General features: G+C 36.5%; 28 protein-coding genes and 2 riboswitches. Of the genes, 16 read left to right on the forward strand and 12 right to left on the reverse strand.

Going from position 1 to position 26,837, the window contains the following annotated elements; genetic code table 11:
- Positions 1 to 83: 83 nt before the first annotated feature.
- From BkAM31D_RS04500 to BkAM31D_RS04550, 11 genes are all read left to right on the forward strand, one after another.
- Positions 84 to 356, forward strand: a complete 273-nt coding sequence (locus BkAM31D_RS04500) for an IreB family regulatory phosphoprotein (RefSeq protein ID WP_034746893.1) — start codon at positions 84 to 86, stop codon at positions 354 to 356.
- Positions 353 to 772, forward strand: coding sequence for a Holliday junction resolvase RuvX (ruvX, locus tag BkAM31D_RS04505; protein WP_066155668.1), 420 nt, complete (start codon positions 353 to 355; stop codon positions 770 to 772). The genes BkAM31D_RS04500 and ruvX overlap by 4 nt, the downstream gene beginning before the upstream one ends.
- A 63-nt stretch (positions 773 to 835) precedes the next feature.
- Positions 836 to 1,126, forward strand: a complete 291-nt coding sequence (locus BkAM31D_RS04510) for a DUF1292 domain-containing protein (protein WP_066155665.1) — start codon at positions 836 to 838, stop codon at positions 1,124 to 1,126.
- A gap of 126 nt (positions 1,127 to 1,252) precedes the next feature.
- Positions 1,253 to 2,392 carry an endolytic transglycosylase MltG gene (gene mltG / locus BkAM31D_RS04515; RefSeq protein WP_066155661.1) on the forward strand — a complete coding sequence of 380 codons (1,140 nt, stop codon included), beginning with the start codon at positions 1,253 to 1,255 and terminating at the stop codon, positions 2,390 to 2,392.
- A gap of 67 nt (positions 2,393 to 2,459) precedes the next feature.
- Positions 2,460 to 3,098, forward strand: a complete 639-nt coding sequence (locus BkAM31D_RS04520; protein ID WP_066156194.1) for an O-methyltransferase — start codon at positions 2,460 to 2,462, stop codon at positions 3,096 to 3,098.
- A gap of 17 nt (positions 3,099 to 3,115) precedes the next feature.
- Positions 3,116 to 4,048 carry a peptidase U32 family protein gene (locus BkAM31D_RS04525; protein WP_066155658.1) on the forward strand — a complete coding sequence of 311 codons (933 nt, stop codon included), beginning with the start codon at positions 3,116 to 3,118 and terminating at the stop codon, positions 4,046 to 4,048.
- A gap of 14 nt (positions 4,049 to 4,062) precedes the next feature.
- Positions 4,063 to 5,325 carry a peptidase U32 family protein gene (locus BkAM31D_RS04530; protein ID WP_066155655.1) on the forward strand — a complete coding sequence of 421 codons (1,263 nt, stop codon included), beginning with the start codon at positions 4,063 to 4,065 and terminating at the stop codon, positions 5,323 to 5,325.
- Positions 5,325 to 5,960 (forward strand): uridine kinase, encoded by a 636-nt coding sequence (gene udk, locus BkAM31D_RS04535; RefSeq protein ID WP_066155651.1) that lies wholly within the window; start codon positions 5,325 to 5,327, stop codon positions 5,958 to 5,960. The genes BkAM31D_RS04530 and udk overlap by 1 nt, the downstream gene beginning before the upstream one ends.
- A gap of 139 nt (positions 5,961 to 6,099) precedes the next feature.
- The gene (gene greA / locus BkAM31D_RS04540) at positions 6,100 to 6,576 is read left to right on the forward strand and encodes a transcription elongation factor GreA (RefSeq protein ID WP_066155648.1); all 477 of its coding nucleotides are present in this window, start codon (positions 6,100 to 6,102) and stop codon (positions 6,574 to 6,576) included.
- Positions 6,577 to 6,728: 152 nt separating this feature from the next.
- Positions 6,729 to 7,334: a YrrS family protein gene (locus BkAM31D_RS04545; protein WP_066155645.1), complete on the forward strand. Its 606-nt coding sequence runs from the start codon at positions 6,729 to 6,731 to the stop codon at positions 7,332 to 7,334.
- A 75-nt stretch (positions 7,335 to 7,409) separates the two neighbouring features.
- Complete coding sequence (locus BkAM31D_RS04550) at positions 7,410 to 8,705, forward strand: amidohydrolase family protein (RefSeq protein ID WP_066155642.1); 1,296 nt, start codon at positions 7,410 to 7,412, stop codon at positions 8,703 to 8,705.
- A 75-nt stretch (positions 8,706 to 8,780) separates the two neighbouring features.
- Here the strand turns inward: BkAM31D_RS04550 and BkAM31D_RS04555 are convergent, their stop codons facing one another.
- Positions 8,781 to 10,031, reverse strand: coding sequence for an adenosylhomocysteinase (locus BkAM31D_RS04555; protein WP_066155639.1), 1,251 nt, complete (start codon positions 10,029 to 10,031; stop codon positions 8,781 to 8,783).
- Positions 10,032 to 10,213: 182 nt separating this feature from the next.
- Between BkAM31D_RS04555 and BkAM31D_RS04560 the strand changes: the two genes are divergently transcribed.
- Positions 10,214 to 10,450: a YrhC family protein gene (locus BkAM31D_RS04560; protein ID WP_066155636.1), complete on the forward strand. Its 237-nt coding sequence runs from the start codon at positions 10,214 to 10,216 to the stop codon at positions 10,448 to 10,450.
- 46 nt (positions 10,451 to 10,496) lie between these two features.
- Here BkAM31D_RS04560 and BkAM31D_RS04565 read toward each other — a convergent pair whose 3' ends face one another.
- A complete protein-coding gene (locus BkAM31D_RS04565) occupies positions 10,497 to 11,117 on the reverse strand; it encodes an NUDIX hydrolase (protein ID WP_066155634.1) in 621 nt (206 codons plus the stop codon).
- A gap of 425 nt (positions 11,118 to 11,542) precedes the next feature.
- On the opposite strand from BkAM31D_RS04565, the gene BkAM31D_RS04570 reads away from it, so the two are divergent.
- Positions 11,543 to 12,691: a M20 family metallopeptidase gene (locus BkAM31D_RS04570; protein ID WP_066155631.1), complete on the forward strand. Its 1,149-nt coding sequence runs from the start codon at positions 11,543 to 11,545 to the stop codon at positions 12,689 to 12,691.
- A gap of 102 nt (positions 12,692 to 12,793) precedes the next feature.
- Here BkAM31D_RS04570 and BkAM31D_RS04575 read toward each other — a convergent pair whose 3' ends face one another.
- On the reverse strand, positions 12,794 to 13,183 hold the full coding sequence (locus tag BkAM31D_RS04575; RefSeq protein ID WP_066155628.1) for a YusW family protein: 390 nt from the start codon (positions 13,181 to 13,183) through the stop codon (positions 12,794 to 12,796).
- A 167-nt stretch (positions 13,184 to 13,350) separates the two neighbouring features.
- Positions 13,351 to 13,899 (reverse strand): DUF3270 family protein, encoded by a 549-nt coding sequence (locus BkAM31D_RS04580; RefSeq protein ID WP_257391632.1) that lies wholly within the window; start codon positions 13,897 to 13,899, stop codon positions 13,351 to 13,353.
- A gap of 368 nt (positions 13,900 to 14,267) precedes the next feature.
- On the opposite strand from BkAM31D_RS04580, the gene sigK reads away from it, so the two are divergent.
- Positions 14,268 to 14,975: an RNA polymerase sporulation sigma factor SigK gene (gene sigK, locus BkAM31D_RS04585; protein WP_066155623.1), complete on the forward strand. Its 708-nt coding sequence runs from the start codon at positions 14,268 to 14,270 to the stop codon at positions 14,973 to 14,975.
- Between the two features lie 176 nt (positions 14,976 to 15,151).
- On the opposite strand, the gene mgtE (BkAM31D_RS04590) is transcribed toward sigK, so the two are convergent.
- The 3 genes from mgtE (BkAM31D_RS04590) to mgtE (BkAM31D_RS04600) all read right to left on the reverse strand — a co-directional run bounded on the left by mgtE (BkAM31D_RS04590) (position 15,152) and on the right by mgtE (BkAM31D_RS04600) (position 18,828).
- The gene (gene mgtE / locus BkAM31D_RS04590) at positions 15,152 to 16,516 is read right to left on the reverse strand and encodes a magnesium transporter (RefSeq protein WP_066155620.1); all 1,365 of its coding nucleotides are present in this window, start codon (positions 16,514 to 16,516) and stop codon (positions 15,152 to 15,154) included.
- A 31-nt stretch (positions 16,517 to 16,547) separates the two neighbouring features.
- Positions 16,548 to 17,258, reverse strand: coding sequence for an MgtC/SapB family protein (locus BkAM31D_RS04595; RefSeq protein WP_066155618.1), 711 nt, complete (start codon positions 17,256 to 17,258; stop codon positions 16,548 to 16,550).
- 208 nt (positions 17,259 to 17,466) lie between these two features.
- Positions 17,467 to 18,828, reverse strand: coding sequence for a magnesium transporter (mgtE, locus tag BkAM31D_RS04600; RefSeq protein ID WP_066155615.1), 1,362 nt, complete (start codon positions 18,826 to 18,828; stop codon positions 17,467 to 17,469).
- A gap of 238 nt (positions 18,829 to 19,066) precedes the next feature.
- Positions 19,067 to 19,233, reverse strand: a riboswitch (M-box (ykoK) riboswitch).
- 225 nt (positions 19,234 to 19,458) lie between these two features.
- A riboswitch (M-box (ykoK) riboswitch) is annotated at positions 19,459 to 19,625 on the reverse strand.
- Positions 19,626 to 19,796: 171 nt separating this feature from the next.
- On the opposite strand from mgtE (BkAM31D_RS04600), the gene BkAM31D_RS04605 reads away from it, so the two are divergent.
- Positions 19,797 to 20,213 (forward strand): fluoride efflux transporter FluC, encoded by a 417-nt coding sequence (locus BkAM31D_RS04605; protein ID WP_235820465.1) that lies wholly within the window; start codon positions 19,797 to 19,799, stop codon positions 20,211 to 20,213.
- Entirely contained in the window at positions 20,210 to 20,596 is a 387-nt protein-coding gene (gene crcB / locus BkAM31D_RS04610; protein WP_066155610.1) for a fluoride efflux transporter CrcB, read from the forward strand. Before BkAM31D_RS04605 ends, crcB begins: the two co-directional genes overlap by 4 nt.
- Before the next feature lie 75 nt (positions 20,597 to 20,671).
- On the opposite strand, the gene BkAM31D_RS04615 is transcribed toward crcB, so the two are convergent.
- The 5 genes from BkAM31D_RS04615 to BkAM31D_RS04635 form a co-directional block, all read right to left on the reverse strand.
- The gene (locus BkAM31D_RS04615; protein ID WP_066155607.1) at positions 20,672 to 21,436 is read right to left on the reverse strand and encodes a YibE/F family protein; all 765 of its coding nucleotides are present in this window, start codon (positions 21,434 to 21,436) and stop codon (positions 20,672 to 20,674) included.
- Positions 21,433 to 22,527, reverse strand: a complete 1,095-nt coding sequence (locus BkAM31D_RS04620; RefSeq protein ID WP_066156191.1) for a YibE/F family protein — start codon at positions 22,525 to 22,527, stop codon at positions 21,433 to 21,435. Before BkAM31D_RS04620 ends, BkAM31D_RS04615 begins: the two co-directional genes overlap by 4 nt.
- Before the next feature lie 261 nt (positions 22,528 to 22,788).
- Positions 22,789 to 23,913, reverse strand: a complete 1,125-nt coding sequence (locus BkAM31D_RS04625; RefSeq protein WP_066155604.1) for a histidine kinase N-terminal domain-containing protein — start codon at positions 23,911 to 23,913, stop codon at positions 22,789 to 22,791.
- Between the two features lie 187 nt (positions 23,914 to 24,100).
- Complete coding sequence (locus BkAM31D_RS04630) at positions 24,101 to 24,979, reverse strand: SDR family oxidoreductase (protein ID WP_157076835.1); 879 nt, start codon at positions 24,977 to 24,979, stop codon at positions 24,101 to 24,103.
- A gap of 181 nt (positions 24,980 to 25,160) precedes the next feature.
- On the reverse strand, positions 25,161 to 26,600 hold the full coding sequence (locus tag BkAM31D_RS04635; protein WP_066155598.1) for a carbon starvation CstA family protein: 1,440 nt from the start codon (positions 26,598 to 26,600) through the stop codon (positions 25,161 to 25,163).
- Positions 26,601 to 26,837: the final 237 nt, after the last annotated feature.

Consider the following 26,837-nt stretch of genomic DNA (forward strand, 5'->3'; position numbering starts at 1 on the left):
GTGTACAATGAAAGTAGACAAGCTATTTGGAAATGTAATGAAAAAGAATAGTCAAATAGCAATGAATGAAAGAGGTGTTTGTGATGAGCTCTATGGACAAAACGATGCAATTTAATTTTCATGATGACACGGTTGATGTTGATGTCCAAGAGGTGCTTCTCTCTGTTTATGAATCACTTGAGGAGAAAGGCTATAACCCCATTAACCAGATTGTAGGATACTTGCTTTCAGGAGATCCAGCGTACATTCCTCGTCATAAGGATGCACGTACGCTCATTCGTAAGCTAGAACGTGATGAATTAATTGAAGAGTTAGTGAAATCCTATTTATCACAGCACCGTAAGGAGAATGAATGAGAGCACTTGGATTAGATGTTGGTACAAAAACAATTGGTGTAGCAATAAGTGATGAACTCGGATGGACAGCCCAAGGTCTTTCTACACTTAGAAGAGACGAAGAAAGTCCAGAGAAGGATTTTCAAGCAATTGTAGCATTAGTAGAAGAAAATAATGTTGATACAGTTGTCATTGGGTTACCTAAAAATATGAATGGTACAATAGGTCCGAGTGGTGAAAGAAGTCAGGCTTTTGCTGATACATTAAGTGAGCATGTAGCGTGCACGATAAAGATGTGGGATGAGCGCCTAACGACTGTCGCTGCAGAACGAATGCTAATTTCTGCAGATGTTAGTCGAAAGAAAAGAAAAAAAGTGATTGATAAGATGGCTGCAGTTATGATCCTACAAGGGTTTCTTGATCATAAAGGAAATTAAACTAAAAATAAGTCAACTTCCTTTGTGTCATACCCTATATTATTAAAATGAGGTGCAATTTAAATGGCAGAACAAGAAAAAGAACGTATTGTAATTCCTGATGAAAATGGTGATGAGCATCTATTTGATGAATTATTTAGATTCCATGTTGATGCGACGAATAAGTCTTACATTTTAGTTACTCCAGTTGGAGCTGATGAAGACGAAGAGGAAGAAGTAGAAGTATTTGCTTTCCGTTTTGAGGATCGTGAAGGGGAAGAAGATGATATTGCGCTATTCCCTGTTGAGACGGATGAAGAGTGGGAAATGGTTGAAGAAATGTTAAATACGTTTCAACCAGAGGATGAAGAGTAAGTTTTATCAAAACCAATTCCAAAACCAGGAATATTTTAAAAAAACCAATTCCAAAACCAGGAATTGGTTTTTTTCTTTATCTTTTAGAGAATTATAGTATAATTAGACGGTGGAAGGAGGAGAAAAATGTCTGATTCCAACGAAAAACCACGAAATGAATTATATGAAGAGCGGGTTTCACAGGCTCGTGTCGTTAGGAGAATTGTTTTTTTAAGCTTAATTGGTTTGGTTGTTATTGGTGCGATCGCTCTTATTAGTGTTTATTTTTATATAAATAATGCAATTGGACCAATGGATGAAAATAATCCAGAGGAGATTGAGGTTACAATTCCTATTGGGTCAACGGCTAATCAAATAGGTACAATCCTTGAGTCTGAGGGTCTTGTTCGTAATGGAACGATTTTTCGTTATTATGTTCGTTATCAAAATGAGTCCGGTTTTCAGGCAGGAGATTATTTATTATCAACTGCAATGTCTATGGATGAGTTAATTGAGGCTCTTAAGGATGGGAAGGTTCTTCAAGAACCAGAACTAATGTTTACGATTCCCGAAGGTAGATGGTTAGAAGATATTGCAGAAATCATCGCTAAAGAAACAGATCATTCTGAAGAAGAAGTTATTGACCTATTAACGGATCGAGATTATATTAATGGTCTAATTAGCCAATACTCAATGTTAACAGATGAAATTTTAAATACCGAACTTCGTTATCCTCTAGAAGGGTATCTATTTCCGGCTCGATATGATTTCATGGAAGGCAAGCCTTCTATTGAAATGATCATTCAGGAAATGTTAAACAGTACGCAAACGGTATATGACGAATTTCAAATTGAAATTGACCGAAGTGAATATAGTTTTCATGAATTATTAACACTTGCTTCTATTATTGAAAGAGAGGCACAAAAATCAGAGGATCGTTATTTAATTTCCGGTGTCCTTCATAATCGCCTTGAGCGAGGAATGAGATTGGAAGTGGATCCAACAGTTGCTTATGCTCACGGTGAGCATAAATATATGACGACGTATGAGATGTTAAGAATTGATTCACCTTATAATACTTATATGTATGCGGGAATTCCTGTTGGACCTATTGCCAATCCAGGGAAAGACTCTATTCAAGCAGCCTTAAAGCCTGGGGAGACATCAGCACTATTCTTTTATGCTCGGTACGGTGGGGAAGTTCTTTATAGTGATACGTATGAGGAACACAACCGTATTCACCAACAATATCGAAATGAATGGGTAGATGCGCAAGAAGAGAATTAAGACTAAAGGGGGAGGTGTTTACACACGCCCTCTTTTCTATGTTATGAAAAATGAATGGAGTGGAAAAATGATAAATGAATCTGTCGAGCAGTATTTAAAGGAACTAGTTCCTTTACGCTGTAAGTATATAGAAGCAATGGAGCAATATGCCAAAGAACATGAAGTGCCTATTATGGATTTAGTTGGAATGGAAAGTCTCCTTCAATTATTGAAGCTTCATCAGCCAAAAAGAATTTTAGAAATAGGAACAGCTATTGGTTATTCAGCGATACGAATGGCAGAAGCTCTACCTGATGCAAAGATTCTTACAATTGAACGTGACCAAGAGCGTTATAACGAAGCAATTAAAAACATTGGCCATTTGCAAATGACAGAGCGAATTGATGCGCGCTTCGGTGATGCCCTTGAATTAGTTCAAACACTTGAATCGGAACCCCTTTTTGATGTATTATTTATTGATGCTGCTAAAGGACAATACAAACGTTTCTTTGAATTGTATGGTCAGTTTGTTAAAAGTGGTGGCGTGATTTATTCTGATAATGTACTTTTCCGTGGCTTAGTAGCTGAGGAAGGCATTGAAAATAAAAGGCTACGAAAGTTAGCTCAAAAGATAGATGGCTACAATCAATGGTTAATGGAGCTTGAGGGTTTTGATACGAGAATTTTACCAGTTGGTGACGGGTTAGCTATTAGCTTGAAACAATAGAAGGAGGAAAGAGCAGAATGGGGAAAAAGCCAGAACTTTTAGTAACACCTAAAGATTTAGAAGCAGTCCAAACGCTTTTTCAAGCCGGGGCAGATGCGATCGTCATTGGAGAACAAAAATTTGGTCTTCGTTTAGCAGGAGAATTTAAACTTAATGATATAAGACAAGCAACAGAAATGGCACACAAAGAAAATAAAAAAGTGTATGTGTCTATGAATGCCCTTTTTCACAACGATAAAGTCGGTGAATTAGCAGGATATATTGAAATGTTAAAAGAGATCAAAGTTGATGGAATCATTTTCGGTGATCCGGCTGTGTTAATGGTAGCACGTGAAGTAGCGCCCGATATGAAGTTACATTGGAACACAGAGCAAACAGCAACCAATTGGTTCACAGCTAATTACTGGGGAACAAAAGGAGCAAAGAGAGCTGTTTTAGCACGTGAGATCAACATGGATGCGATCGTTGAGATTAAAGAAAATGCAGAAGTTGAGGTTGAAGTTCAAGTTCACGGAATGACAGCGATGTTTCAATCAAAACGAACACTTATTGGGAATTATATGCAGTTCCAAGGTAAAAGCTTAGAAGTGGAAAAGCGTGATAAAGAGCGTAATTTACATCTTTATGATGCTGAAAGAGAAGCTAGATATCCTATCTTCGAGGATGAAAATGGTACTCATATAATGAGTCCTAACGATATTTGTATCATTGATGAGCTTGAGGAAATGATTGACGCCGAAGTTGATAGCTTTAAAATTGATGGTTTATTGAAAACAACTGAGTATATGGAAGTCGTAACGACTCTTTATCGTGAAGCGATTGATTTATGTGTTGAGGATCGCGATGCATACGAAGAGCAAAAAGAAGAATATTTAAACAAAATAGAAGAGATTCAGCCGGTACATCGGAAGTTGGATACAGGATTCTTCTTTAAAGAAACGGTATATTAGGAAGGAGGCTTATAATGACGACAATTGCTGAACGTACAAAAGAGGGAAAACGAATCATTACAAAAAAACCTGAGTTACTAGCACCAGCTGGGAATCTGGAAAAGCTCAAAGTAGCTGTTCATTATGGTGCTGATGCTGTATTTATTGGCGGCCGTGAGTTTGGACTTCGTTCAAATGCTGATAACTTCTCACTTGAAGAAATGAGAGAAGGGGTTGAGTTTGCTAATAAGTATGGAGCAAAAGTATATGTTACAACAAACATCTTTGCTCATAATGAAAATATGGACGGACTTGAAGAGTATTTAAAATCTCTTCAAGATGTAGGTGTAACAGGCATTATTGTAGCTGACCCATTAATTATAGAAACATGTAAGCGGGTTGCGCCAAAAGTAGAGGTTCATTTAAGCACACAACAATCATTAAGCAACTGGCTTGCAGTGAAGTTCTGGAAAGAAGAAGGGTTGCACCGTGTTGTTTTAGCTCGTGAGGTTGGGCTCGAGGAAATGCTTGAAATGAAGAAAAATGTTGATATTGAAATCGAAGCTTTTGTTCATGGAGCAATGTGTATTTCTTATTCTGGCCGATGTGTATTGAGTAATCATATGACAGCTAGAGACTCTAACCGTGGTGGTTGCTGTCAATCATGTCGTTGGGAATATGATTTGTTTGAAACCAATGAAAATGGTGACAAAGCTTTATTTGAAGAAGGCGATCCTCAATATACAATGAGTCCTAAGGATTTAAATCTGATTCAAGCGATTCCTAAGATGATTGAAGCTGGAATCGACAGCCTAAAAGTTGAAGGAAGAATGAAATCAATTCACTATATCGCTACAGTTACAAGTGTATATCGAAAAGTAATTGATGCCTATTGTGAAGATCCTGATAATTTTCAAATCGATAAAGCATGGTTAGATGAACTAGATAAATGTGCAAACCGTGATTTTGCACCTCAGTTCTTTGAAGGAGCACCATCTTTTGAAGATCAAATGTATGGTCAACATCCTAAACGTACGAAATATGATTTTGCTGGCTTGGTACTTGATTATAACGAAGAGACTTCCGTCGTTACGTTACAACAACGTAACTATTTCAAACCTGGAGATGAGATTGAGTTTTTTGGACCAGAGATTTCAAACTTTATCCAGAAAGTCGGGACGCTTTGTGATGAGGACGGTAACGAAATTGATGCAGCACGTCATCCATTGCAAATTATACGATTTAAAGTGGATAAACCTGTCTATCCAAATAACATGATGCGTAAAGAGGTAAGGTAATGTCAAAGAAACCTATTGTTATTGGAGTAGCCGGAGGAACTGGTTCTGGTAAAACAACGGTAGCGAAAGAGATTTTCTATCAATTTAATGAACAATCAATTGTATTGATTGAGCAAGACGCCTATTATAAAGACCAAAGTCATTTAAGCTTAGAGGATCGCTTGAAAACCAATTATGATCATCCATTAGCATTTGACAATAATTTATTGTTAGAGCATTTGCAAAAGTTATCTGCCGGCTATGCGATTGAGAAGCCGGTATATGATTATGCTGCTCATACGCGTTCCGAGGAAGTTATTGACATTCAGCCAAAAGATGTCATTATATTGGAAGGGATTCTAATTTTAGAAGATGAACGTCTTCGAGACATGATGGATATAAAGCTATTTGTTGATGCTGATGCAGATATTCGGATTATTCGTCGCTTAGTAAGAGATATTGAAGATCGTGGGCGATCAATTCAGTCTGTAATAGATCAATATACATCAGTTGTGAGACCGATGCATTTGCAGTTTATTGAGCCAACCAAACGGTATGCCGATGTAATTATTCCAGAAGGCGGGCAGAATCGTGTCGCTATTGATCTAATGGTGACAAAAATTCGCGCAATTATTGAAGAGAAGGCAATTTTGTAATAGCATAAGAAGAAGGTCTAAAAGATTAGACCTTCTTCGCTAGATAAAAAAACTCGGATTTCCGAGTTTTTAGTCTACATAGAATATGAATTTGTAATAATTATTTTATCTTTATAGTAGCAGATGAGGAGTGAGTCAAATGGCAGAAGAAAAAAAGCATTATATGACGATGGATGGTAAGCAAAAGTTAGAAGAGGAATTGGAATATTTAAAAACGGAGCGACGTAAAGAAGTCGTTGAACGTATAAAGATCGCTCGTAGCTTCGGAGACCTTTCAGAGAACTCTGAGTATGATTCAGCCAAAGAAGAGCAAGCATTTGTTGAAGGCCGAATCGCTCAACTTGAAAAGATGATTCGCAATGCAGTAATGATCGAAGACGAGGAAGGCGCTGCTAATGTAGTTTCACTTGGGAAAACGGTTAAATTCATTGAACTTCCTGATGGTGACGAAGAAGAGTATACAATTGTTGGAAGCGCGGAATCTGATCCTGCAGAAGGTAAGATCTCCAATGATTCTCCGATGGCCCAAAGCTTACTTGGACGAGCGGTGAATGAAAAGGTAGTCGTAAATACTCCTGGTGGAGAAATGGAAATCAAAATTATTGATATTCGCTAGGTTCAAATGAAAGCTGCTCCATTGTAGAGCAGCTTCTTTGTATCGTTTAAGAGAAATGTCATGTAGCCGTCAAAATCTAGGTCGATCGTTTCTCGCTTAATGAGAAAAGATCTTGTATAATGACTGAAAGAAAGATTAAAGGGAGTGGGAGTATGCAAGGATTTCGTTATGAGCAACGTAAGAAAAAACGAATAAACAAAATATTAAATGTAGCGATAAGTATTGTAACCATTCTTATTTTATTTTTTGCTTATCAAATCATTTTTGATAATGACTCTAGTGAAGAGGCAATGACTGAAGAGGTAGAGGAAGCTATTGATTCTGATTCTAGTCGTGATACATCAGATGTAAGTCAAGAAGTTCCTATTACAACAGAAGATACAGAAGAAGAGAATATAGAAGAAGAAGGAAGTAATGAGGAGCAGGAAGAAGATGAACTAGCTGATGAAGAACTTGAACCTGTTCCTGATGGTGAGTGGCAGCCAGTAGGCACAGAGCAGACTGAATTCAGCCCAAATTTCTCAAGTGGTAGTACTAATCGTAATGAAATGGAAAAGGCATTACGATATGCGACTGGACTTGATCATAATATGACAGTATGGAGAATTGAAAATGGTGGATCCGAGACAAGAGCAAGAGGTGTTGTAAGTGGTGAGCATAACCACAACCAACCATACGAAGTCTATATTGAATGGATTGATGGTGAGGGTTGGATGCCAGTTGAAAGGAATCAACTATCTTCAAACCCATACAGATAAATTGTGAATGTATTAAAGTAAGTAGTTTAGAGGACGGTGACGTTGTTTGCTGTCCTCTACAAAAAGGAGTAAATCATGTCAAAGAAGATAATTGTTAACGGTACCATTATCACAATGGATCGAAGCAACACGTTAATTAAAAATGGAGCTGTCGCTTTTGAAGACGGAAAAATTACATATATAGGCGAAGAGCTCAATGACCTATCTATTTATGATGAAGTAATAGATGTAAAGGGAGATTATGTAATACCAGGGTTAGTAAATACTCATGGACATGCTTCAATGTCATTGTTAAGGGGTTATGCTGATGATCTGCCATTAAAGCAATGGTTAGAAGAGAAAATGTGGCCGGTTGAAGCGACATATACGAAGGACCATGCAAAATGGGGGACTTATTTATCGATCATTGAAATGCTACGCACAGGAACAACCACATTTGTTGATATGTATGATAACATGGATGAAGTTGCCATGGCAGTTGATCATTCGGGGATGCGAGCAAGACTTTGCCGTGGAATGATTGGTTTTGGTTCTGAAGAATTACGACAAAGTAAATTAGAAGAAGCGTCAAACTTTGTAAAGAATTGGAACAATCAAGCAGATGGTCGAATTACTACAATGATGTCTCCACATTCCCCGTACACATGTGGACCTGATTTCATTAAGAAAATCGTAGATAAGGCTGCTGAGTTGGACTCCCCGATCCACATTCATATGTCAGAAACAAGAGCTGAAGTAGAATTGAACGTAAAAGAGTATGGTGAACGTCCTGTTAAACATTTAGAGAATTTAGGAATGTTTGAACAGCCAACATTGGTTGCTCATGCAGTTCATGTTGAAGATTGGGAAATGGATATACTGGCAAAATATGATGTAAAAGTATCAAATAATATTATTAGTAATTTGAAACTTGCGAGCGGGATTGCACCGGTTCCAGAGATGTTAAGCAAAGGCATAACTGTTTCTTTAGGGACAGATAGTTCAGCATCCAATAATAATTTGGATCTGTTTGAAGAACTTAAGCAGGTTGCATTGCTTTATAAAGGGGTTCATAATGATGCCACTTTAATTCCAGCTGAAAAAGCATTGAGACTGGCTACAAATCATGGGGCTGAGGCAATCTGGTTAGAAAACCAAATTGGTAGCCTTGAAGTTGGAAAACAAGCGGATATAGTTGTAATAAACACTAAGCAAGCCTTTTATCAGCCTGCACATGAACCCGTTTCTCATTTGGTATACTCTGGAAGCGGCAGAGATGTGAAAGATGTGTATGTACAAGGCAAGCAAGTAATCAAAAATGGAGAGTGCCTAACGGTAGACGAAGAGCGGGTAATCTTTGAAGTCAATCGTTTAAGTAAAGAATTTGCCTAATCATTTCTAATGATAGAAAAAACAAGCGCATTGGGAAAACCATTACGCTTGTTTTTTTAAGATAAAGACTCCATATTAGTCAATTTTCCAACTTTCTAAATATACTTCTTGTTGTTCTGTTAATGAATCAATTGCAATTCCAAGTGCTTCTAATTTTAATTTCGCTACTTTCAGATCAAGTTCATAAGGAACTGTTACAATTTCGTTGTTCATTTCTTTGTAGTGCTCATTGATATAGGCAAGAGAAACCGCTTGTAATGAAAATGTCATGTCCATTATTTCAGCTGGGTGGCCATCGCCAGCGCCAAGGTTAACAAGTCTACCTTCTGCTAATAGATAAAGCTTACGTCCGTCTTCTAATACGTACTCTTCGATGTTTTGACGAACTTCACGTTTTGAGATAGCTAATGAGGCTAGGTCATGTTTATTGACTTCAACGTCAAAGTGTCCTGCATTTGCTAGAATGGCACCATCCTTCATATTTTCCATATGTTCTCGACTGATCACGTACTGATTTCCTGTTACAGCAATAAAATAATCTCCTCTTTTAGCAGCTTCAGTTAGAGACATTACCTCAAAGCCGTCCATATACGCTTCGATTGCTTTAATGCTATCAACTTCAGTTACGATTACCTTTGCACCTAAGCCTTTTGCACGAAGAGCCACGCCTCTGCCGCACCAACCATAACCTACAACGACAACTGTCTTACCAGCCACAACTAAGTTCGTCGTACGATTAATGCTATCCCAAACAGATTGACCTGTACCATAACGATTATCAAATAAATGTTTACAATAGCCGTCATTAACTGCAATCATTGGAAATGGAAGATCTCCTGTTTTTTGTAGTGCCTTATCTCGAATGACTCCAGTAGTTGTTTCCTCGCAACCACCACGAATATTTTTAATCAAGTCAGGACGTTCAGCATGAAGGAGTGTAACGAAATCACCGCCGTCATCTATGATAAGATCTGGTTCAACCTCGAGTGTCATTAGTAAATGCTGCTTAAATTCCTCTGGGTCTGGTTTATGTTTAGCAAAAACGGTAATGCCGTCTTCCACTAGGGCAGCACAAACGTCATCCTGGGTTGAAAGAGGATTACTTCCCGCGATATACACATCCGCACCAGCTGCTTTTATCACTTTTGCCAAGTAGGCTGTTTTTGCTTCTAAATGAAGACAAATGGCGACCTTTAAACCTTTAAATGGTTGAGTTTTTTCAAATTCTTCTCGAATTCGATTTAATACAGGCATATGTTCCTTTACCCAGTCAATTTTCAAATGACCACTTTTAGCAAGACTCATGTCGCGTACAATGCTTTTCATAGTATGAAATTCCTCCAATATATGTAGTTAAGCTCTTTACATATGATAACGTATAATTTATAGAGATGGAAGGACAGTTGTCTTCTTCCATTATGGCTAGGTTCTTCCTTAATTAGTGTACTTTACATCAGCTTTCATTCTAGTAAAGATGATAGAATAAAAGGAGATTAGGAGGAAGATAAATGGAAGATAAAATAAAACAACTTGAAGCAAAAGTTAGTGACTATAAGCAATATGGGTTTATTTTATTGTCATTAAGTATCTTCCTGTTTATAGGGCTAGTTATCCCAACAGAAAGTTCAGTTATGACAATGCCAGGTCTATTTATTGGTGGTATATTTGTTACATTAGTGGCTGCCGTTCTATGTCATCGATTAGCAATGAAGGCACAAAAAGAACTCTATGAAGAAAAGCAGTAATAGATAATGAAATAAAAGGGTAAAGGATCAGGCACCAGCCTATCTTTTACCCTTTCACTGCTTCAAGAAAATGAGTTAAAATTTTAGCTGTTAAACCCCAAATGACATAATCCTCAAAGTAATAAAACGATTCATATAAGTCGAAATGACGTGCTGAATAAGATTCGTTGTTGGCGATCTTTTTAAAAGGAAAATCATCTCCAGGCTGCATATTCATACGCATTAAATGTTTTTGGGGTTGGTAGTTTTCAAAGAAAGATAATGGAACAGTGAAGATGTGATCAACTTCATTTTTGTTTATTGCTAAGTTGTCCAGATCTTTGATTTTTCCTAAAAATGGATAAATGATACCTCTGAATGGTGTAACCAATACATCGAGAGGAGCGATTATTTCAATCTCATCTTTGACACCGATCTCTTCGGTTAGTTCACGAATAGCAGCTGCTTCAGCTGATTTATCATCAGGATCAATTTTACCGCCAGGAAAACAAATTTCTCCAGGTTGTTTATTTAGCTTTTTTGAACGTACTTCAAAAAGGATTGATAGTTCATTACGTTCGTTAAATACAAGGGGAACAATAACAGCTGACTGCATTGCCTCCGATGCACCTAAAATGCCTGGTTCTCTCTTTTGAAATTGCCTTTCGATTTGTTTTAAGTTTCTCATAATCATACTCCCCTTCATTATGATTAAGACAATAGGTTTAGTTTCTAATAAAAGACTAGCAGTAAGTGATCTTTTAAGTGTAAATAAGCAAATACAGTATATCATATATTAAAAAGGCAGTTTAGAAATGGAATCCTTATATTCCTTGTAAGATGATTTAACAAAGTTACTGTTAATTTTAACAGAGTACGGTACATTAATAACAGGAAAGGTCATTGACCTAGCTTCCAAAATGTTCTCTCTACTCTCCCCCCATTGCGAGTGGTTCATTTAATGAACTGCTCATTTTTTTTATTTATTTCCATGGAAATGACAAAATGTGACAAAGGAGTTAGATTACTTGTATTATCTAAAACGGTACTTGCAAATTTCTACAAAATCCTTAACAATTATATAAAGTAAGAAGGAAGAAGGTTAAGGGTAAGATGGAAGTTAATTTGAATGAGATGCTTACACTATTAGAAAAATTGGTAAACATGGACAGCGGTTCAAATGATAAAGAAGGAGTCGATCGAGTGGGAAGAGAACTGCTTCCCTATTTTGAACAACTCGGTTTTCAAGTGAAAAGAATCAGTCAAAAAGAAGTTGGAGATCATTTCGTTATTAAACACCTTAAGAACCCCCACCCACCAATTTTAGTTGTTGCTCACATGGATACTGTGTTTGAAAAAGGAACAACAAAAGAACGACCTTTTACAATCAACAATGGAAAAGCCTATGGTCCTGGTGTCATTGATATGAAGGCAAGTCTTGTAGCAGTCATTTATGCTCTTCGTTATTTGAAAAATAAAGGTTCTAGTGCCTATCAACAAGTAGAAATAATTTTAAATAGTGATGAAGAGATCGGTTCTGTGACCTCGCGAGAATTAATCGAGAAAGAAGCGCTAGGAAAGTCGTTTGCTTTAGTTATGGAACCGGCAAGACGTGACGGTTCAGTTGTGACTGAGAGAAGAGGAAGTGGACGATTTACTATTGAAGTTCATGGGAAAGCAGCCCACTCAGGTATAGAACCTGAAAAGGGAAGAAGTGCCATTGAAGAGTTGGCTCATAAGATAGTAAAGTTACATGAATTAAACGATCATGAGCATGGGATTTCTGTGAATGTAGGCATGATAGAAGGTGGAGATGCAGTGAATACAGTTTCTGCTACGGCAACGGGACATGTAGATGTGCGTGTTGCAACACTAGAACAAGCAGAACAAGTCGAGCACAAAATTGAGGAGGTTTGTTCTTCCTCCGATGTAAAAGGAACGGAAATTGAACTCACTGGTGATATGAGGAGACCTCCTATGTTAAAAGATGAAAAGATTGAATCACTCTTTCACATAATTAAAGAGGTCGGTGCAGAGTTAGGTATAGAAATTAAAGATACGAAAACGGGTGGGGGATCAGATGCATCGTTTACTTCGGCGATGGGAATCCCGACTGTTGATGGGCTTGGACCAATTGGAGGGAATGCGCATAGCGATCGAGAGTATTTAGAAATTTCCTCATTAACAGAGCGGACATTGCTTTTAGCTAAAGTTATTGAACGGTTAGCACTTGAAAAGGAAGTTTATGTTCAGAGTGAATAGCAAGAAAAGATTACAACATAGGCAGGATAACAATGCTGAACAGTTATCCTGCCTATTTCTATAAATTATACTATAGCCAAGAAGTAATAAATGAAACAACTATCAATCAATTTTTACTTTTTGACCATTATCAAATTTTATTTCTAATTCAAACTCATCAATATCATTTACATTTACCTCAAAGATTGAGAGGGTTTGCGTTTTTAATTCTGCCCCATTGACATTTGGGGTTAATTTTAATTCTTTCAATAATGGTTCAATCATGACTAGTGCATCTTGTCCATATTTTGTAGCGGAACCTGGTACTTTATATTTTGCTTCAATTTTATTGTTTTCAACCTCATATTCAATATCAATCTTAGTATGATCCTTCAATTCAATTTCTAATTCAAAATCAATGACATTTGGTGCTGCATCAACTTTAGTAACCCCGATAGTACCTAACACTACTAAACAGCTAACAAAAGCGGTAAGGATAAAACGCATTTTCATTTTTTATTCCTCCAATTTAATGTTGATATGGTTACTATATCCAAAAGCAGTTAAAGCATTCAAAATGTTGGTATTTTAGATAGTAATAAAACCAAGAATCAATAGTAAGGCAGTTTCGAGAATACACCAAAGGAAAAGTGATGGAGTAAGAGGAACGAATGAAACAGTTACCACTGAAAAAAGAACTTTAGCGACATTGTGATCGTTGTGTAGACGATCACACCAGTAGCGAAAGTCGGAAAGTGTGCTTCATCATCTGGAGGTAGTTCATATTTTAAGACATTTAAAATCATAGCTCCTGAAATGAAAGCAAAAATAATGGATTCTGTTAGAGGAGTTAAGTTAACGGCTACTCCCATTATCCAGCCTGCTACGATTCCCAGTGCAAGAACATAGCGACCTACTTGATTATAAATATCTGAGTATTCTCTCCATAGGTCATGAGCGACTGCGATAAAATGCAGCCCGACTGCTAACCCGTAAAATACGGCCTGTACACCGAAAACATTATGTGAGATGACCGTGTATGCAACCAACATATTGTATAGACCAAAAAAGGCAATCTGTAACCAAAATAATGTTCGGGCCTTATGAGTTTTATCATTAAGTTGAGCTTTTCGGACAACTTTCTGAACGCCATAAAACATTAAAACCCCAAGCAAACCAATAAAGTATAATTCAGATTCCATTGTGAAATAGTCACCATATTTTTTCACTAAAATTTGTTCCTTATGTAAGGTAGGAAGAACATAGACAAAAACATAAGAAACTGCTAGCCCTCCAGAAAAGGAAAACCATTTTAAGCGATGAATTCGATTTGAAGGAATCAATTCATTTGCGAATAAATGAATGAATATAAAGACTCCCCCATGATAAAAACATCAATAGACATATGTGTGGCTCCTTCAACATTAATTACGCTTAGATTATCCAACTTGTAAAAGAAGCACTCATTAGATCATTTCCGTTGTGAAGAATGATTGTCGGCAAATAATTAAGAAAGAATCACTTTATTTTAGTCGTACAGACACGACCAAGCCCAAGTTGACATAAGGATGAAGTAACGACATTTGGGGGTGATTTCGTGTCAGCTTTAATTGCAGCTATTTCTTATTTATTTAAAGAAGTAATTGTTTTTGTATCCTACGTTAAGAATAACGCCTTCCCACAGCCACTCAAAAAAGATGAAGAAAGAAAATACTTAAAACTGATGCAAGAAGGCGATGAAAAAGCACGTGACCTTCTAATTGAACATAACCTAAGGCTAGTTGCTCATATCGTAAAGAAGTTTGAAAATACGAGGGAAGATACAGAAGATCTTATCTCAATAGGTACAATTGGCTTAATTAAGGCGATTGAGAGTTATTCTGATGGAAAAGGGACAAAGCTAGCAACCTATGCAGCTCGGTGCATTGAAAATGAAATTCTCATGCACCTTAGAGCATTAAAAAAGGTTAAGAAGGATGTTTCCTTACATGACCCAATTGGAACGGATAAAGAAGGAAATGAGATTACTTTAATTGATGTGCTGCAAGAAGAAGGCGAAGATATTGTAGATGTAATACAAACGAATATGGAGAAAACACAGATATACAAATTTATTCATGTGTTGGATGATAGGGAAAAAGAAGTGATTGTAGGACGATTCGGGTTAAATTTAGAAGAAGAGCGAACCCAGCGGGAGATTGCAAAAGAGCTTGGAATATCGAGAAGTTATGTTTCAAGAATTGAGAAAAGGGCGTTAATGAAGCTATTTCATGAATTTTATAAGCAGAGTCAAGGGAAAGGTTAGTAAGATTCGGGCATCTTTTGAATGTTAAACAGGGGATGCCTGTATATCCTGAGATAATAAAAAGTAAAATAAGGTTGCTAAAATAAACATTCCAACATAACTTACTAATTGAAATGTAAATGATTTAAAAAGGGAGAAGAAGAGCTTCAGTATGACTAGCTACTTCTTCTCTTAGTTTATAAGTAATGAAGCAGAGAGGTAGCAATGGAAAAATAAACAAATAAACCAATAAAGTCATTGATCGTTGTGATAAAAGGTCCAGATGCGACAGCTGGATCGATCTTGAACTTATTAATTACTAAAGGGATGATTGTACCAGATAAGGTTGAGAAAAGGATTGTTACAAAAAGTGATACACCAATGGTAAAACCGAGGATTGGACTACCGTTTGGAATAAGCATTCCAATACCTGAAACGAATACTCCACATACAAATCCCATCATTAATCCAGTGGCCGTCTCTCTTTTTATTAATTCTAAAACGGTCTTTTGATCGAATTTATCTAACGCTAATCCCCTAACAACAACGGCAAGTGATTGAGTACCAGTATTCCCTGCCATGTCTGCTATAAGTGGTATAAAAACAGCTAAAATAGCTACTTCAGCTAATGTTGCTTCAAAGGTACCAATCAGTCCTGCTGTAATCATACCGATAAATAACAATAGTATTAACCAAGGTAACCTTTTTTTAGTCGCAACAAAAGAACTAACGTCAAGGTCTAGAGCTCCTTTAACAGCTGCAAATTCACCAATATCCTCAGTTGTTTCTTCTTCCATTACGTCCATTACATCATCGACTGTGACAATGCCAATGATTTTTTCTTCTGATGAAATGACAGGTACAGCTAAAAGGTTATAATTCTTGATTATTGTAAATACCTGTTCTTGATCAGTTGTTGGAAAAACAGAAACGACTTGTTCTTTCATTACTTGATCAACGGTTATTTCTGGTGAAGTTATTATCAATTCTCGTAAGGAAACGACGCCAATTAGTTTGTCTACATCATTGACAATATAAATATAATAAATGGTTTCGGCATCTATCCCTTCTAAACGTAATAGATTCATTATTTCTGATATCGTGTCGTTAGGTGCAACTTTAATAAATTCCGTTGTCATAAGGGAACCAGCAGAATCGTCCTTATACGTGCGGAGAAGCTTAATGTTATCGGCTTCGCTCTTTTCCATCTTCTTTAACAAATAAGTTGTTATGTGATTAGGAATCTCATTAAAGAAATCGGTGATCTCATCAGCTGGTAATTCACCTAACATTTCGAGCGCAAAGTCATCTTTGAGTTCTGTGAAAACTTGTTTTTGTTCATGTAATCTAAGCCCTATAAATAGATTGGCAAATTCGTTAGCGGTTAAATAGTGATAAACCCTCTTTCGTTTGTCTTCGCTCATTTGTTTGAAAATCTCAACTTGATCGGTAGGGTGTAAGTCTAAAAATTCCTCTCGAAATAGATTCTTTTGTTTGTTTTTTAAATACAAAAATAAATAATATGTGTATTCTTCTCGATTTTTCATGCTTATTTTTTTCATGAGCGGTACCTCCTTTCTAAATTAGGAAGGATTAATGTTCAATTTCAACTGAGATGACATTATCAATTTTTTTTAACAGATAATAAATCTCTGTCGTATATTGCTTTTCAGGTGCAGATAGCTTTAAGTCTATTTGTTGGTTGCCATTATCTAGATCTTTCAATTTTAAATTCCGAATGATAATATCGCTCTTTTCATGATGATTAAGACCTTGCCCTTTGCGCTCAATAGCTTTTACCAACTCGGTTATTTTAAAATTAGGCTCCATCACAACTTTTACAAGAACATCACGTTTGCTTAAGGCTGCGGGCCCTACTTTTTTGATAACCAATGGTATAAAGTTAATCGCTAAAATAAATAAAATGACCGCAACTGAAGGCAATAAATAAAACCCAGCACCAACAGCAATCCCAAGTCCAGATGCTGCCCAGATCACAGCTGCACTTGTTAATCCAGAAATAACATCATTATTTCTACGTAAGATTACTCCTGCTCCTAGAAAACCAACACCACTTACAATTTGTGCAGTTAGACGCATTGGGTCCATTGCGTGATAAGTTGGAGTTGCGAACTTATGAAATGATTCTATTGAAACGATCGTAATCATACAACTGGCAACGCAAATGATCATACTTGTTTTTAAGCCAAGTGGCTTGTGTTTAAGTTGGCGATCAATGCCAATTAACATCCCAAAAAATAACGCAAGGGATAACTTTAGCACTAATTCAAATTCATTCATCATTATGTTCACCTTCTTTGCTTTTGACATGTTTATATTGCCCATAAAAGCGAAAGACACCCAAAAGCAAAAGAATTAAGGGTGTCTTTCTAACGATACTTTATACATTTTCAATGCCCTATAGTACTAGCACTGTATGTCAGAGGAAACATCCCGTTAAAACCACCACAACCTATTCAATCAAGAGCTCACAAAATGAGTCTATATTTAATTACAAGTAGTCAAGTAACGCTGTTGCGATAGAGAAGTAGATCAGTAAACCAAGAATGTCATTAACGGTTGTTATGAATGGGCCTGATGCAATAGCAGGATCTAACTTTAACTTATTAATAACAAGTGGTACAGTTGCACCAATAACTGTTGCGATACTAAGTGTACAAAAGATAGAGAAACCAACAATTAAAGCTAACATCCAATGACCGTGAATGATTGTTACGGTAATCCCTAACACAACCATACAAATTAACCCTAACATTAATCCCGTTCCAAACTCGCGTCGTATCATCTTTCCTACGCTACCTTTTTTAATCGTACCAAGTGCCAAACCACGGACAGCTACAGCTAAAGACTGTGTACCTGTGTTTCCTGCTGAGTCCATAATTAGAGGAATAAAGGCTGCAAGCAAGACAATTGCTTCTAAAGTATCTTCGAATTGGCCAATTACTTCAGCTGTGATAAGTCCAAAGAACATTAGCATAATAATCCATGGTGAACGTTTTTTTGCAGCTGTAAATGCACTAACATTAACATCAGTTGCCCCTTTTGCAGCGGAGATCTCACCTAAATCTTCTGTTGCTTCCTCTTCGAGAATATCAATGACATCATCAAACGTAACAATTCCAACTAAATGATTTTGTTTCGATACAACTGGAGCAGCCAAGAAGTCATATTTTTTAATTAGTTTTGCTACATCTTCTTGGTCCATATCATCTTGTACAGATACGACTCGAGTGCTCATGATGTTTTCAATGACTTCAGTTGGTTGAGCTGTAATGAGATCTCTTAGTGAGATAACACCAACTAATTTCTCTAATTCGTCGACTACATACAAATAGTAAATGGTTTCTGCATCAGGTGCCTCATTTCTTAATTTTTCAATAACATTTGAAACGATATCAGTTGAAGAGATACTTACATATTCCTTTGTCATGACAGCTCCGGCTGTTTCTGGAGCGTATGACATTAATTCTTTGACGTCTTGTGCTTCTTCTTGATTCATCTTTAGTAAAATGTCTTCCGCTTTTCCGCCTTTCAATACAGCTAAAAAGTCAGCAACATCGTCTGCAAACATATTGTTGAACATCTCTGAAGAATAGTTCTCGTCTAGCTCATAATAAATGTTCTTTTGCTCATCAATTTCCAAGCCTTCAAAAATATGTGAGAAATCTTCTGGAGATAAATAATCATATATTCTTTTACGAGATTCTTCGTCGATCTTTACAAAAATATCGATTTGATCGGTTGGGTGAAGTTCTAAAAATGTCTCACGAAATTGCTTTCGATCTTCAGCTTGAAGTGTATCTAAAATCAATTGCTCATATTGTTCACGGTTTTGTTCATTTAATTTAACCATTATGAATCCTCCTCAAATTGAGAGTCCACATAAGTTGAAGTTAGTGGAATGGACTCCCATCATTCGTATTGTTTTTCTAAGTGATTGACTTATACATTTCGACTCAGGTTCAGGACCACTATCCTTTTCCATTCCACATCACCTCCTTAAAAACTAAATAGAAAAAACACCTTACATGAATGGAAGGTGTTAAAAGTGCGTATAAGGGCACGCTTAATTAGCGATGCTTTCAATCCGCAACATTCCTCCATTCGTAGAGCTTTAGCACTGTGCGGCATAGGATTAAATCCAGCTACATTAAAAACCACCTTATGTCGATGGTTCCTGTTGACCCATTGGCGTCTTTGGACGTTTTTGGGCAGCAGCGTATCTCCAGCACAGGAGCCTCACCTAACGAGGACCTATTAAGTTAGTTCAATTAGCTTGATTAAAAGTTGTACTTGATAAAATATATGTCGCTAATACAAATTTGTGAATCTGATAGCTTAAGGTAAGAAAGGGCTAACCTACATTGATAGAAAACTATTAAAGATGGCATGAAAAAAGACACCTTCATGAATGAAGGTGTCTTTAATAAGCTAAATTAGGCAGTATCGTACTATAAAAGTACAGACACAGCAAAAAAGCGTCCAGTTTCCTCCATTCGTAGAGCTTTAGCACTGTGCGGCATAGGAACAAATCCAGCTACATTAAAAACCACCTTATGTCGATGGTTCCTGTTGACCCATTGGCGTCTTTGGACATTTTTGGGCAGCAGCGTATCTCCAGCACAGGAGCCTCACCTAACGAGGTATTCAATTAACAACAATTACGAGGTTACAGGATAGGGTGTAATTTGTCAACAGTTATTTCTCCTAAGTACAAAAAAAATTTTTGGATGTCTACGCTGTTGTTCTTAGAGGAAAGGTCATTTACACTATGATGTAAATCAACTTATTTTGGACTTTTAAAAAAAGGGAGTAATGAGCGTGACAGAACACTGGAAAACTCTTATTGCTATTGGGGTTGGTTCAGCCATTGGGACCATTGGTCGTTATTCATTGAACCTTCTTACGTTAGAGACCGGTTATCCATTTGGAACCATTATCGAAAATCTTTTTGGAAGCCTTCTTTTAGGATTTTTAACAGCGTGGTTTCTCGTCTATGTCCCAAAGGAGTGGTTAAAAGCAGGCTTAGGTGTAGGTCTTTGTGGAGGTTTTACAACAATGTCGACACTTGCAGCGGACGCAACATTTTTATTTCAAACCTATAAACCATTTGAAGCGGTTATGTACGTAATAGGATCGGTGTTAGGCGGAATATTGCTTGCTTTAGTTGGATACTTTGCTGGAAGCTTTTTAGCTAAGAAAATAAAAGAGAGAAATAAAGAGGTGAATTCAGCATGAATCTAATCTTACTTGCACTTGGTGGCTCGATTGGCGCAATATCGCGCTACTTACTTGGATTAGCCATTATGAAGCGATTTCCGTCTCCTCCTTTTCCGATCGCGATGTTAATTGTTAATTTACTAGGGGCGGGCGGCCTAGGAGGCTTTTTTGGAATTTATTATAAGTCGATTCCTTTAGCAGCTTATGAGGATCCACTCTATCTAACTATAGGAATTGGCTTTTTTGGCGCATTTACAACTTTTTCAACCTTTAGTGTGGAAGCAGTACAACTCTATAACAAAAAGAAATGGGCTAAACTAGGTACATATGTATTCGTTAGTATAGTTGGATCGATTATTTGTTTCTTAATTGGTTTCAAGTTGGGAAAATTGATTGTCTAACTCAGATAAATCTATGATTAACCAAAACAAAGCGAAAGTCCCTCATATAGTTGGAGGAGGACTTTCGCTTTCATTTTACGCTTTTTCTCTTGCTTTCACTAAAACATAGGCTGTAATCCAAGAGGTAATAGGGATGATAAGAGCTACTCCTATTCCAGCGCAAAGAATTGTAATCATCTCAGCACTAAAAATCTTGGAATTGACGATTTGACCAGCTGTGTAAGATAAATCTTTATACCAAATGAGTAAGGCCATATATCCACCAAAAAAAGCAAAAAATAACGTATTCGTACTTGTTCCTAAAATATCTCTGCCTATACTTAATCCTGATAAGAACAACGCTTTCCTAGTAATGTCAGGGTTGTGATTAGATATTTCACGCATAGGGGAAGAAATGGATATTGCTACATCAATAATGGCACCAATTGTACTCATAATAATCATAGCAGCACCAATTTTAACAAAGTCAACTCCGACATAGAGTGAAAAGATGCTAAGCTCCTCAATTTCTTCTTCACCAAAACCTTGTATCATAGCATGGTCTGTAATCATGACAATCAAGATAAGGAGAATAACTGTAGTTATAATCGTTGCAACAAAAGCTGTAGCCGTCTTAATGTTAACATTATTAATATAAAATAAGTTAATGCAACTAATGACTGTACATGCAAACAATGTCAGAGCAATTGGACTTGAACCAGGGTTAGACATAAAAAGAACGGTTAGAAACAATACACCAAAATTAAAAAATAATGCAATGAAAGAACGTGCTCCTTTTTTTCCACCGACCCAAACCATTAACAAAAATAAAATAATGGCTAGTACTAATAAAGTATTCATCGTTTTGCCCTCTTCCGATTAATAAAGAAAATAGTAATGTATAGGCCGATTGGAATGGCTAATACAATTCCAATCCCGCCAGCTAGAGCTCGAGCCAATTCCAATGAAAGATTAATTGAGAAAGTATAGCCAAGCGGAGAGGCATTATTTAGATAAAGGATAAGCATAGGGATAGAACCACTTATATAGGCAAAAAACAAAATATTTGTCATCGTACCCATGATGTCTTTGCCGATTTCCATCCCTGATTTTTTCAGAGCTTTATTCGAAATAGTATTGTTTTTTTCATAGAGTCCGAAGAGAGAGGAAGACATTGTAATTGCTACATCCATGACAGCACCTAACGATCCAACGAGCACACCTGCCATAAACACCATTTCATGAGGTCGAGTGAGAAATTGCATTTCTTCATATCGTAGTCCTCTTCCGGAAGTAAACGATATAACAATATAGGTGATTAGAAGTATGCTAAATGTTCCTAGTAGTGTAGCAACAATGGCTGCATAAGATTTTTCATTAAAACCATTTACAAGTAATAAGGAGATAATGGTAAATAATATGACAGCAATTCCGCAAATGAGAACTAAACTAATGTTCGATGTCCTAACATATAGATCTAATGCCAGAGATAATAATAAAGCAATAATGATGAGACTTATGATCGAATAAAGTCCTTGCTTTTTTCCAACGAGTAATAAAGTAAATATAAAAATCCATGTTATCAGTAAAAGGTACTTATCCCTTTTTACGTCCTCAATGGTTCCATTTAAAATGTCGCTGTCTAAAGTGTTAGGATCAATCCAGACAAACAATTCATTCCCGATTTGATATTGCTGGTCATAAGCACCAGAAGAAGAATATTGATTTGTTAACTTAAGACGTTCTCCTTTGTGTTCTCCATTCTTTACTTCTGCGGTTATTTCTTGAATAAATAATTGATCTTCATTAGAATACAAATCTATTAATTCAGTAGTTTCCACTAAACTTGTCTCGAACACTTGTGCTATCGTACGATCATAAAAAGAATGATTATGGTGAACAAAGAAAAGAGAGGAAGCAAAAAGTAAAAACAAGATGGTGTATCCGATCATTTGTTTATAAGTTATTTTTTTTAAGTAGTTTAATAATAAAATCAAAATAAATCCTCCAACAGTTGTTGACGTTCTGTAGGCTATTAATTTTTTAACAAAAGGCATTTTACCATTAATTCTATGAAAAGTGTATGGTTCTATTATAAACAGATAATTTCACATACTAAATTATGTAATGGAATTTCGTGCAGTGTAATAAAAAGAGGTGACTAAATGAAAAATCACATTTAGCCACCATATTTGAATATGAGGGATTAGTATTTATTTAGACTTTGCAGGCAAAGAGATCAGAAAAGTCGTTTCTTCTTCGTTTGAATCACAAGTCATAATTCCTTGGTGTTTTTCAATAATATTTTTACATACATATAATCCAATACCAGTTCCAAGGTCTTTCGTTGTAAAGAAGGGTTCGAAAATGGTTTCGCGAACTTCTAAAGGGATAGTAGGTCCGTTATTTGATATTTTAATAATGACCTCTTCGTGTGTATTTTGTTCAACGGAAATATTAATGATTCGGGGCTTCACTTTTTGTCTTAGGGCTTCTATGGAGTTCATCAATAAATTAACAAAGACTTGTTTGATTTCATCTTTATTGGCTTCGATTTCAATGTCCTCACTAATAGATAAGTTCGTTTGAACATCAACATCAACAAAACTAGGGTAAAGGAAGTTTAAGATGTCTTCAAGTAGCTCTCTTAACTTCATCTTTTTATTGCTGTCACCTAGAATATCCATTTTAGAGGTGTGTAGAAATTGTGTAATCCTAAATTTAAGCTGATCTAATTCGAGTTCCATAATATCTAAGTATTTTAAGTTTGGATATTCATTTCGTAATAATTTGTTAAAGCCAATAATAGAAGTTAACGGGTTGCGAAATTCATGAACGAAACTTGAAGACATTTGCCCAAGGATAGCTAATTTATCTTTATGAACTTGGTTAATATGGAACTTCTTTTGTTGCAATTCTTCATTTTTTATATCTGTATACATAGTGACGGCTTGATAACAAAAGTCATCAAATAAATTATTTATTTTAGTGATGGTTAGACTTAAATTTTCTAGGTCAATTCCTGATTTAAGAATAAATTTAATGATAATACTTCTTCCGACATTTACGTTGTAGACAAAACTTCCAATGTTAATGTTTGCTTCTACTCGCTCATTCGCAACCTTACCGGCTAACGTAATCATATGTTCTTTAACGTCTTTACCTGTAATTGTTTGTTTAACAAGTTCAAACATTTTAAAGCCATTTTGGCTGACATTGTCTTTAAAAGGGTCTTCGGGATCTAATAAAATTTGACTGGTCCACTCTTCAATGAAGCGAGATTCCTGTTGTTCAAGGTAATCATATAATTCGCTGTTTGATTGAATGGAAGGTTGCATGTCATCACTACTTTCTACCTTAAATAATTATATTATATAGTTATTTGACAAAATGAACTCTAATCCCTTTATTTCTGACAAGGAAGAATTTGAAAATTCTCTAATAATGACTAAAGGTAAAGAAAGAGGGCGTCTCAAAAGGTCTGGTTTAACCTTTTGAGACGCCCAAACTTTTGAAACATTTTCGTTACCCGTTGATGATGCTTCCGCCATTAACATGTAAGACTTGCCCTGTCACATAGGAAGAGTCATCAGAAGCTAAATAAACATAACTCGGAGCTAATTCACAAGGTTGACCTGGTCTCCCCATAGGGCTTGTTGTTCCGAAAGAGGCAACTTGATCGGCAGGAAAGGAAGATGGAATTAATGGAGTCCAGATCGGGCCAGGTGCCACAGCATTGACTCTTATGCCTTTTGAAACAATGCTTTGAGATAGCGATCTCGTCAGGGCAATCATGGCACCTTTTGTTGAAGAATAGTCCATTAGTACAGGGTTCCCTTTATAGGCAACAATGGAAGCCGTGTTGATTATCGTACTGCCCTTTTTAAGATGAGACATGGCAGCTTTTATTAAATAAAAACATGAAAATATATTTGTTTTGAAAGTACGTTCAAGTTGAGATGCGCTTATATCCTCAATGTTTTCTTGATAATATTGCACAGCTGCATTGTTGATCAGGCAATCCAATTTCCCGAACGTATCGATCGTTTGTTTGACGGCTTGTTGACAAAATGACTCGTCTCCAATATCGCCTGCAATCAGTAAACATTCACCTCCATACTTTTCAACTTCCTCTTTGGTTTGATTAGCATCTTCATGTTCGTTAAGATAGATAATTGCAAGCTTTGCTCCTTCTTTTGCAAAAGCAATGGCGACGGCTCTACCAATTCCACTATCTCCGCCGGTAATAAGAGCGATTTTTCCTTTTAGTTTATTACTCCCTTTATAATTTGCGTCATCGTAAATAGGGAGCGGCTCCATTTGACTTTCAATACCTGGTTGTTGATTTTGTGTTTGTGCGGGCTGCCCATTCGATTGAATAGATTCTGCTCTTTTATAATCCAAGTTGATCACTCCTTGTTTGTTCTCTGTAATAGGATTTCAAAAAGAAGTGGAATTAATCATTTTTACTAAAAGAGAAGGCTGCTTCAAAAGGAATATATACTTTTGAAGCAGCCTCATAAGGTGAAAAAAGGATGCTGATGTTTTTTATTTGGTAGGTTTTATTTAAGCTTCCTTTTATGAATTAAGCAACATGGTCTACATTTTCATTTTCAATAAATCTTTGTTTGCTCTTTTTGATTTTAACTACGTACCAAAGTGCAACAATGGTCGTAATGATAGCCCCGATTAGTAAAGAAAGGTTATAGGATAACGCTAATCCTTCTGGAGCGTAAAGAAAATAAGTAGAAACAACTGCTGTCATAAAGAGAGCTGGAATTCCACAAATCCAATGGAACCTGCGCGCTTGTAGCAGATAAATAGCACCTGTCCAAAGCATAACAGTGGCTACTAATTGATTAGTTCCACCAACATATCTCCAGAGGAAAGTGTAATCGATTGTTGCTAGGTAAAAGGCAGGAATCGTAACAGGGATAGTTGTTAGGAATATCCCTTTTAGTCCCCTTACCTTAAAGTATTTGTTAAATAGTTCTGTAACCATCATTCGAGAAGAACGTAATGCTGTGTCACCAGTCGTGATCGGAAGAATAATTACACCAAGGATCGCTAGGATTCCTCCTAAAGTACCAAGTAAGGATACGGAAATTTCATTGACAACTCCTCCTGGTCCTCCTGTTGCTAATGCTTCTTGAAGACCACCTGTACCACCAAAGAATGTCATACCAGCAGCCGCCCAAATTAATGCAATAATTCCCTCTGCAATCATCGCGCCATAGAATACTTTTCGACCATCAGATTCCTTTTTTATCGTACGAGCAAGAATTGGGCTTTGTGTGCTATGAAAACCAGAAATCGCTCCGCAAGATATGGTTACCATTAACAATGGCCAAATAGGCAAATCACCAGGGTGTAAATTTTCGAGCGTTAGGTTAGGGATAGATTGGTCTGTAGCAACTAATGCAATAGCAATCGATACAGCCATGAAAATCAAAATAGCTCCAAAAATTGGATAGATTCTACCGATGATACGATTAATCGGTAAAACAGCTGCAATTAAAAAGTAAATGAAAATACCAATGAGGGCAACTGTATAGGACAAAGGCGTAAGACTTGAAATTAATTGGGCAGGTCCTGCAGTAAAGGCAGCTGCTACAAGAACCATGAGAATGATTGTCACTACATTAATAAACATTTTCATTGCTTGTCCTAAATATCGTCCTACTAGGCTCGGAAACTGTGCGCCGTTGTGACGCAATGACATCATACCTGAAAAATAATCATGAACAGCACCAGCAAAGATACACCCAAGAACAATCCAAATAAATGCGACAGGACCATAAAGTGCTCCAGCAACAGCACCAAAGATTGGGCCTAATCCTGCGATGTTTAATAATTGAATTAAACTTGCCTTCCACCAAGGCATCGGCGAATAGTCAATGCCGTCCTGATTTGTATAAGCGGGTGTTGTAGTTTGATCGTTAATAACAAATATACGTTCGACCACTTTAGAATAAATGAGATATCCTACAATGAGTAAACCAATTGAAAGAAAAAATGTTAACATAATAAAGCCTCCAACTATTCAGAAAAATCTAATCATGAATAGTATTGTAACAATATCTTACAAATGAATCAATTTATTTTTCTGAAAAAACAACCAATTCTATTAATTTAACCGCTTCCAATTTATAGATCTCATAATAATAATGAAAATACCTATGTGTGAAAAACATTCTCCGATTGTCTCGCTAAAACTTTATTCTAATACAACTATTTACATTCAAATCTATGGAAAAAAGAA

It is taken from the genome of Halalkalibacter krulwichiae (genome assembly GCF_002109385.1).
Classification (GTDB): Bacteria; Bacillota; Bacilli; order Bacillales; family Bacillaceae_D; genus Halalkalibacter; species Halalkalibacter krulwichiae.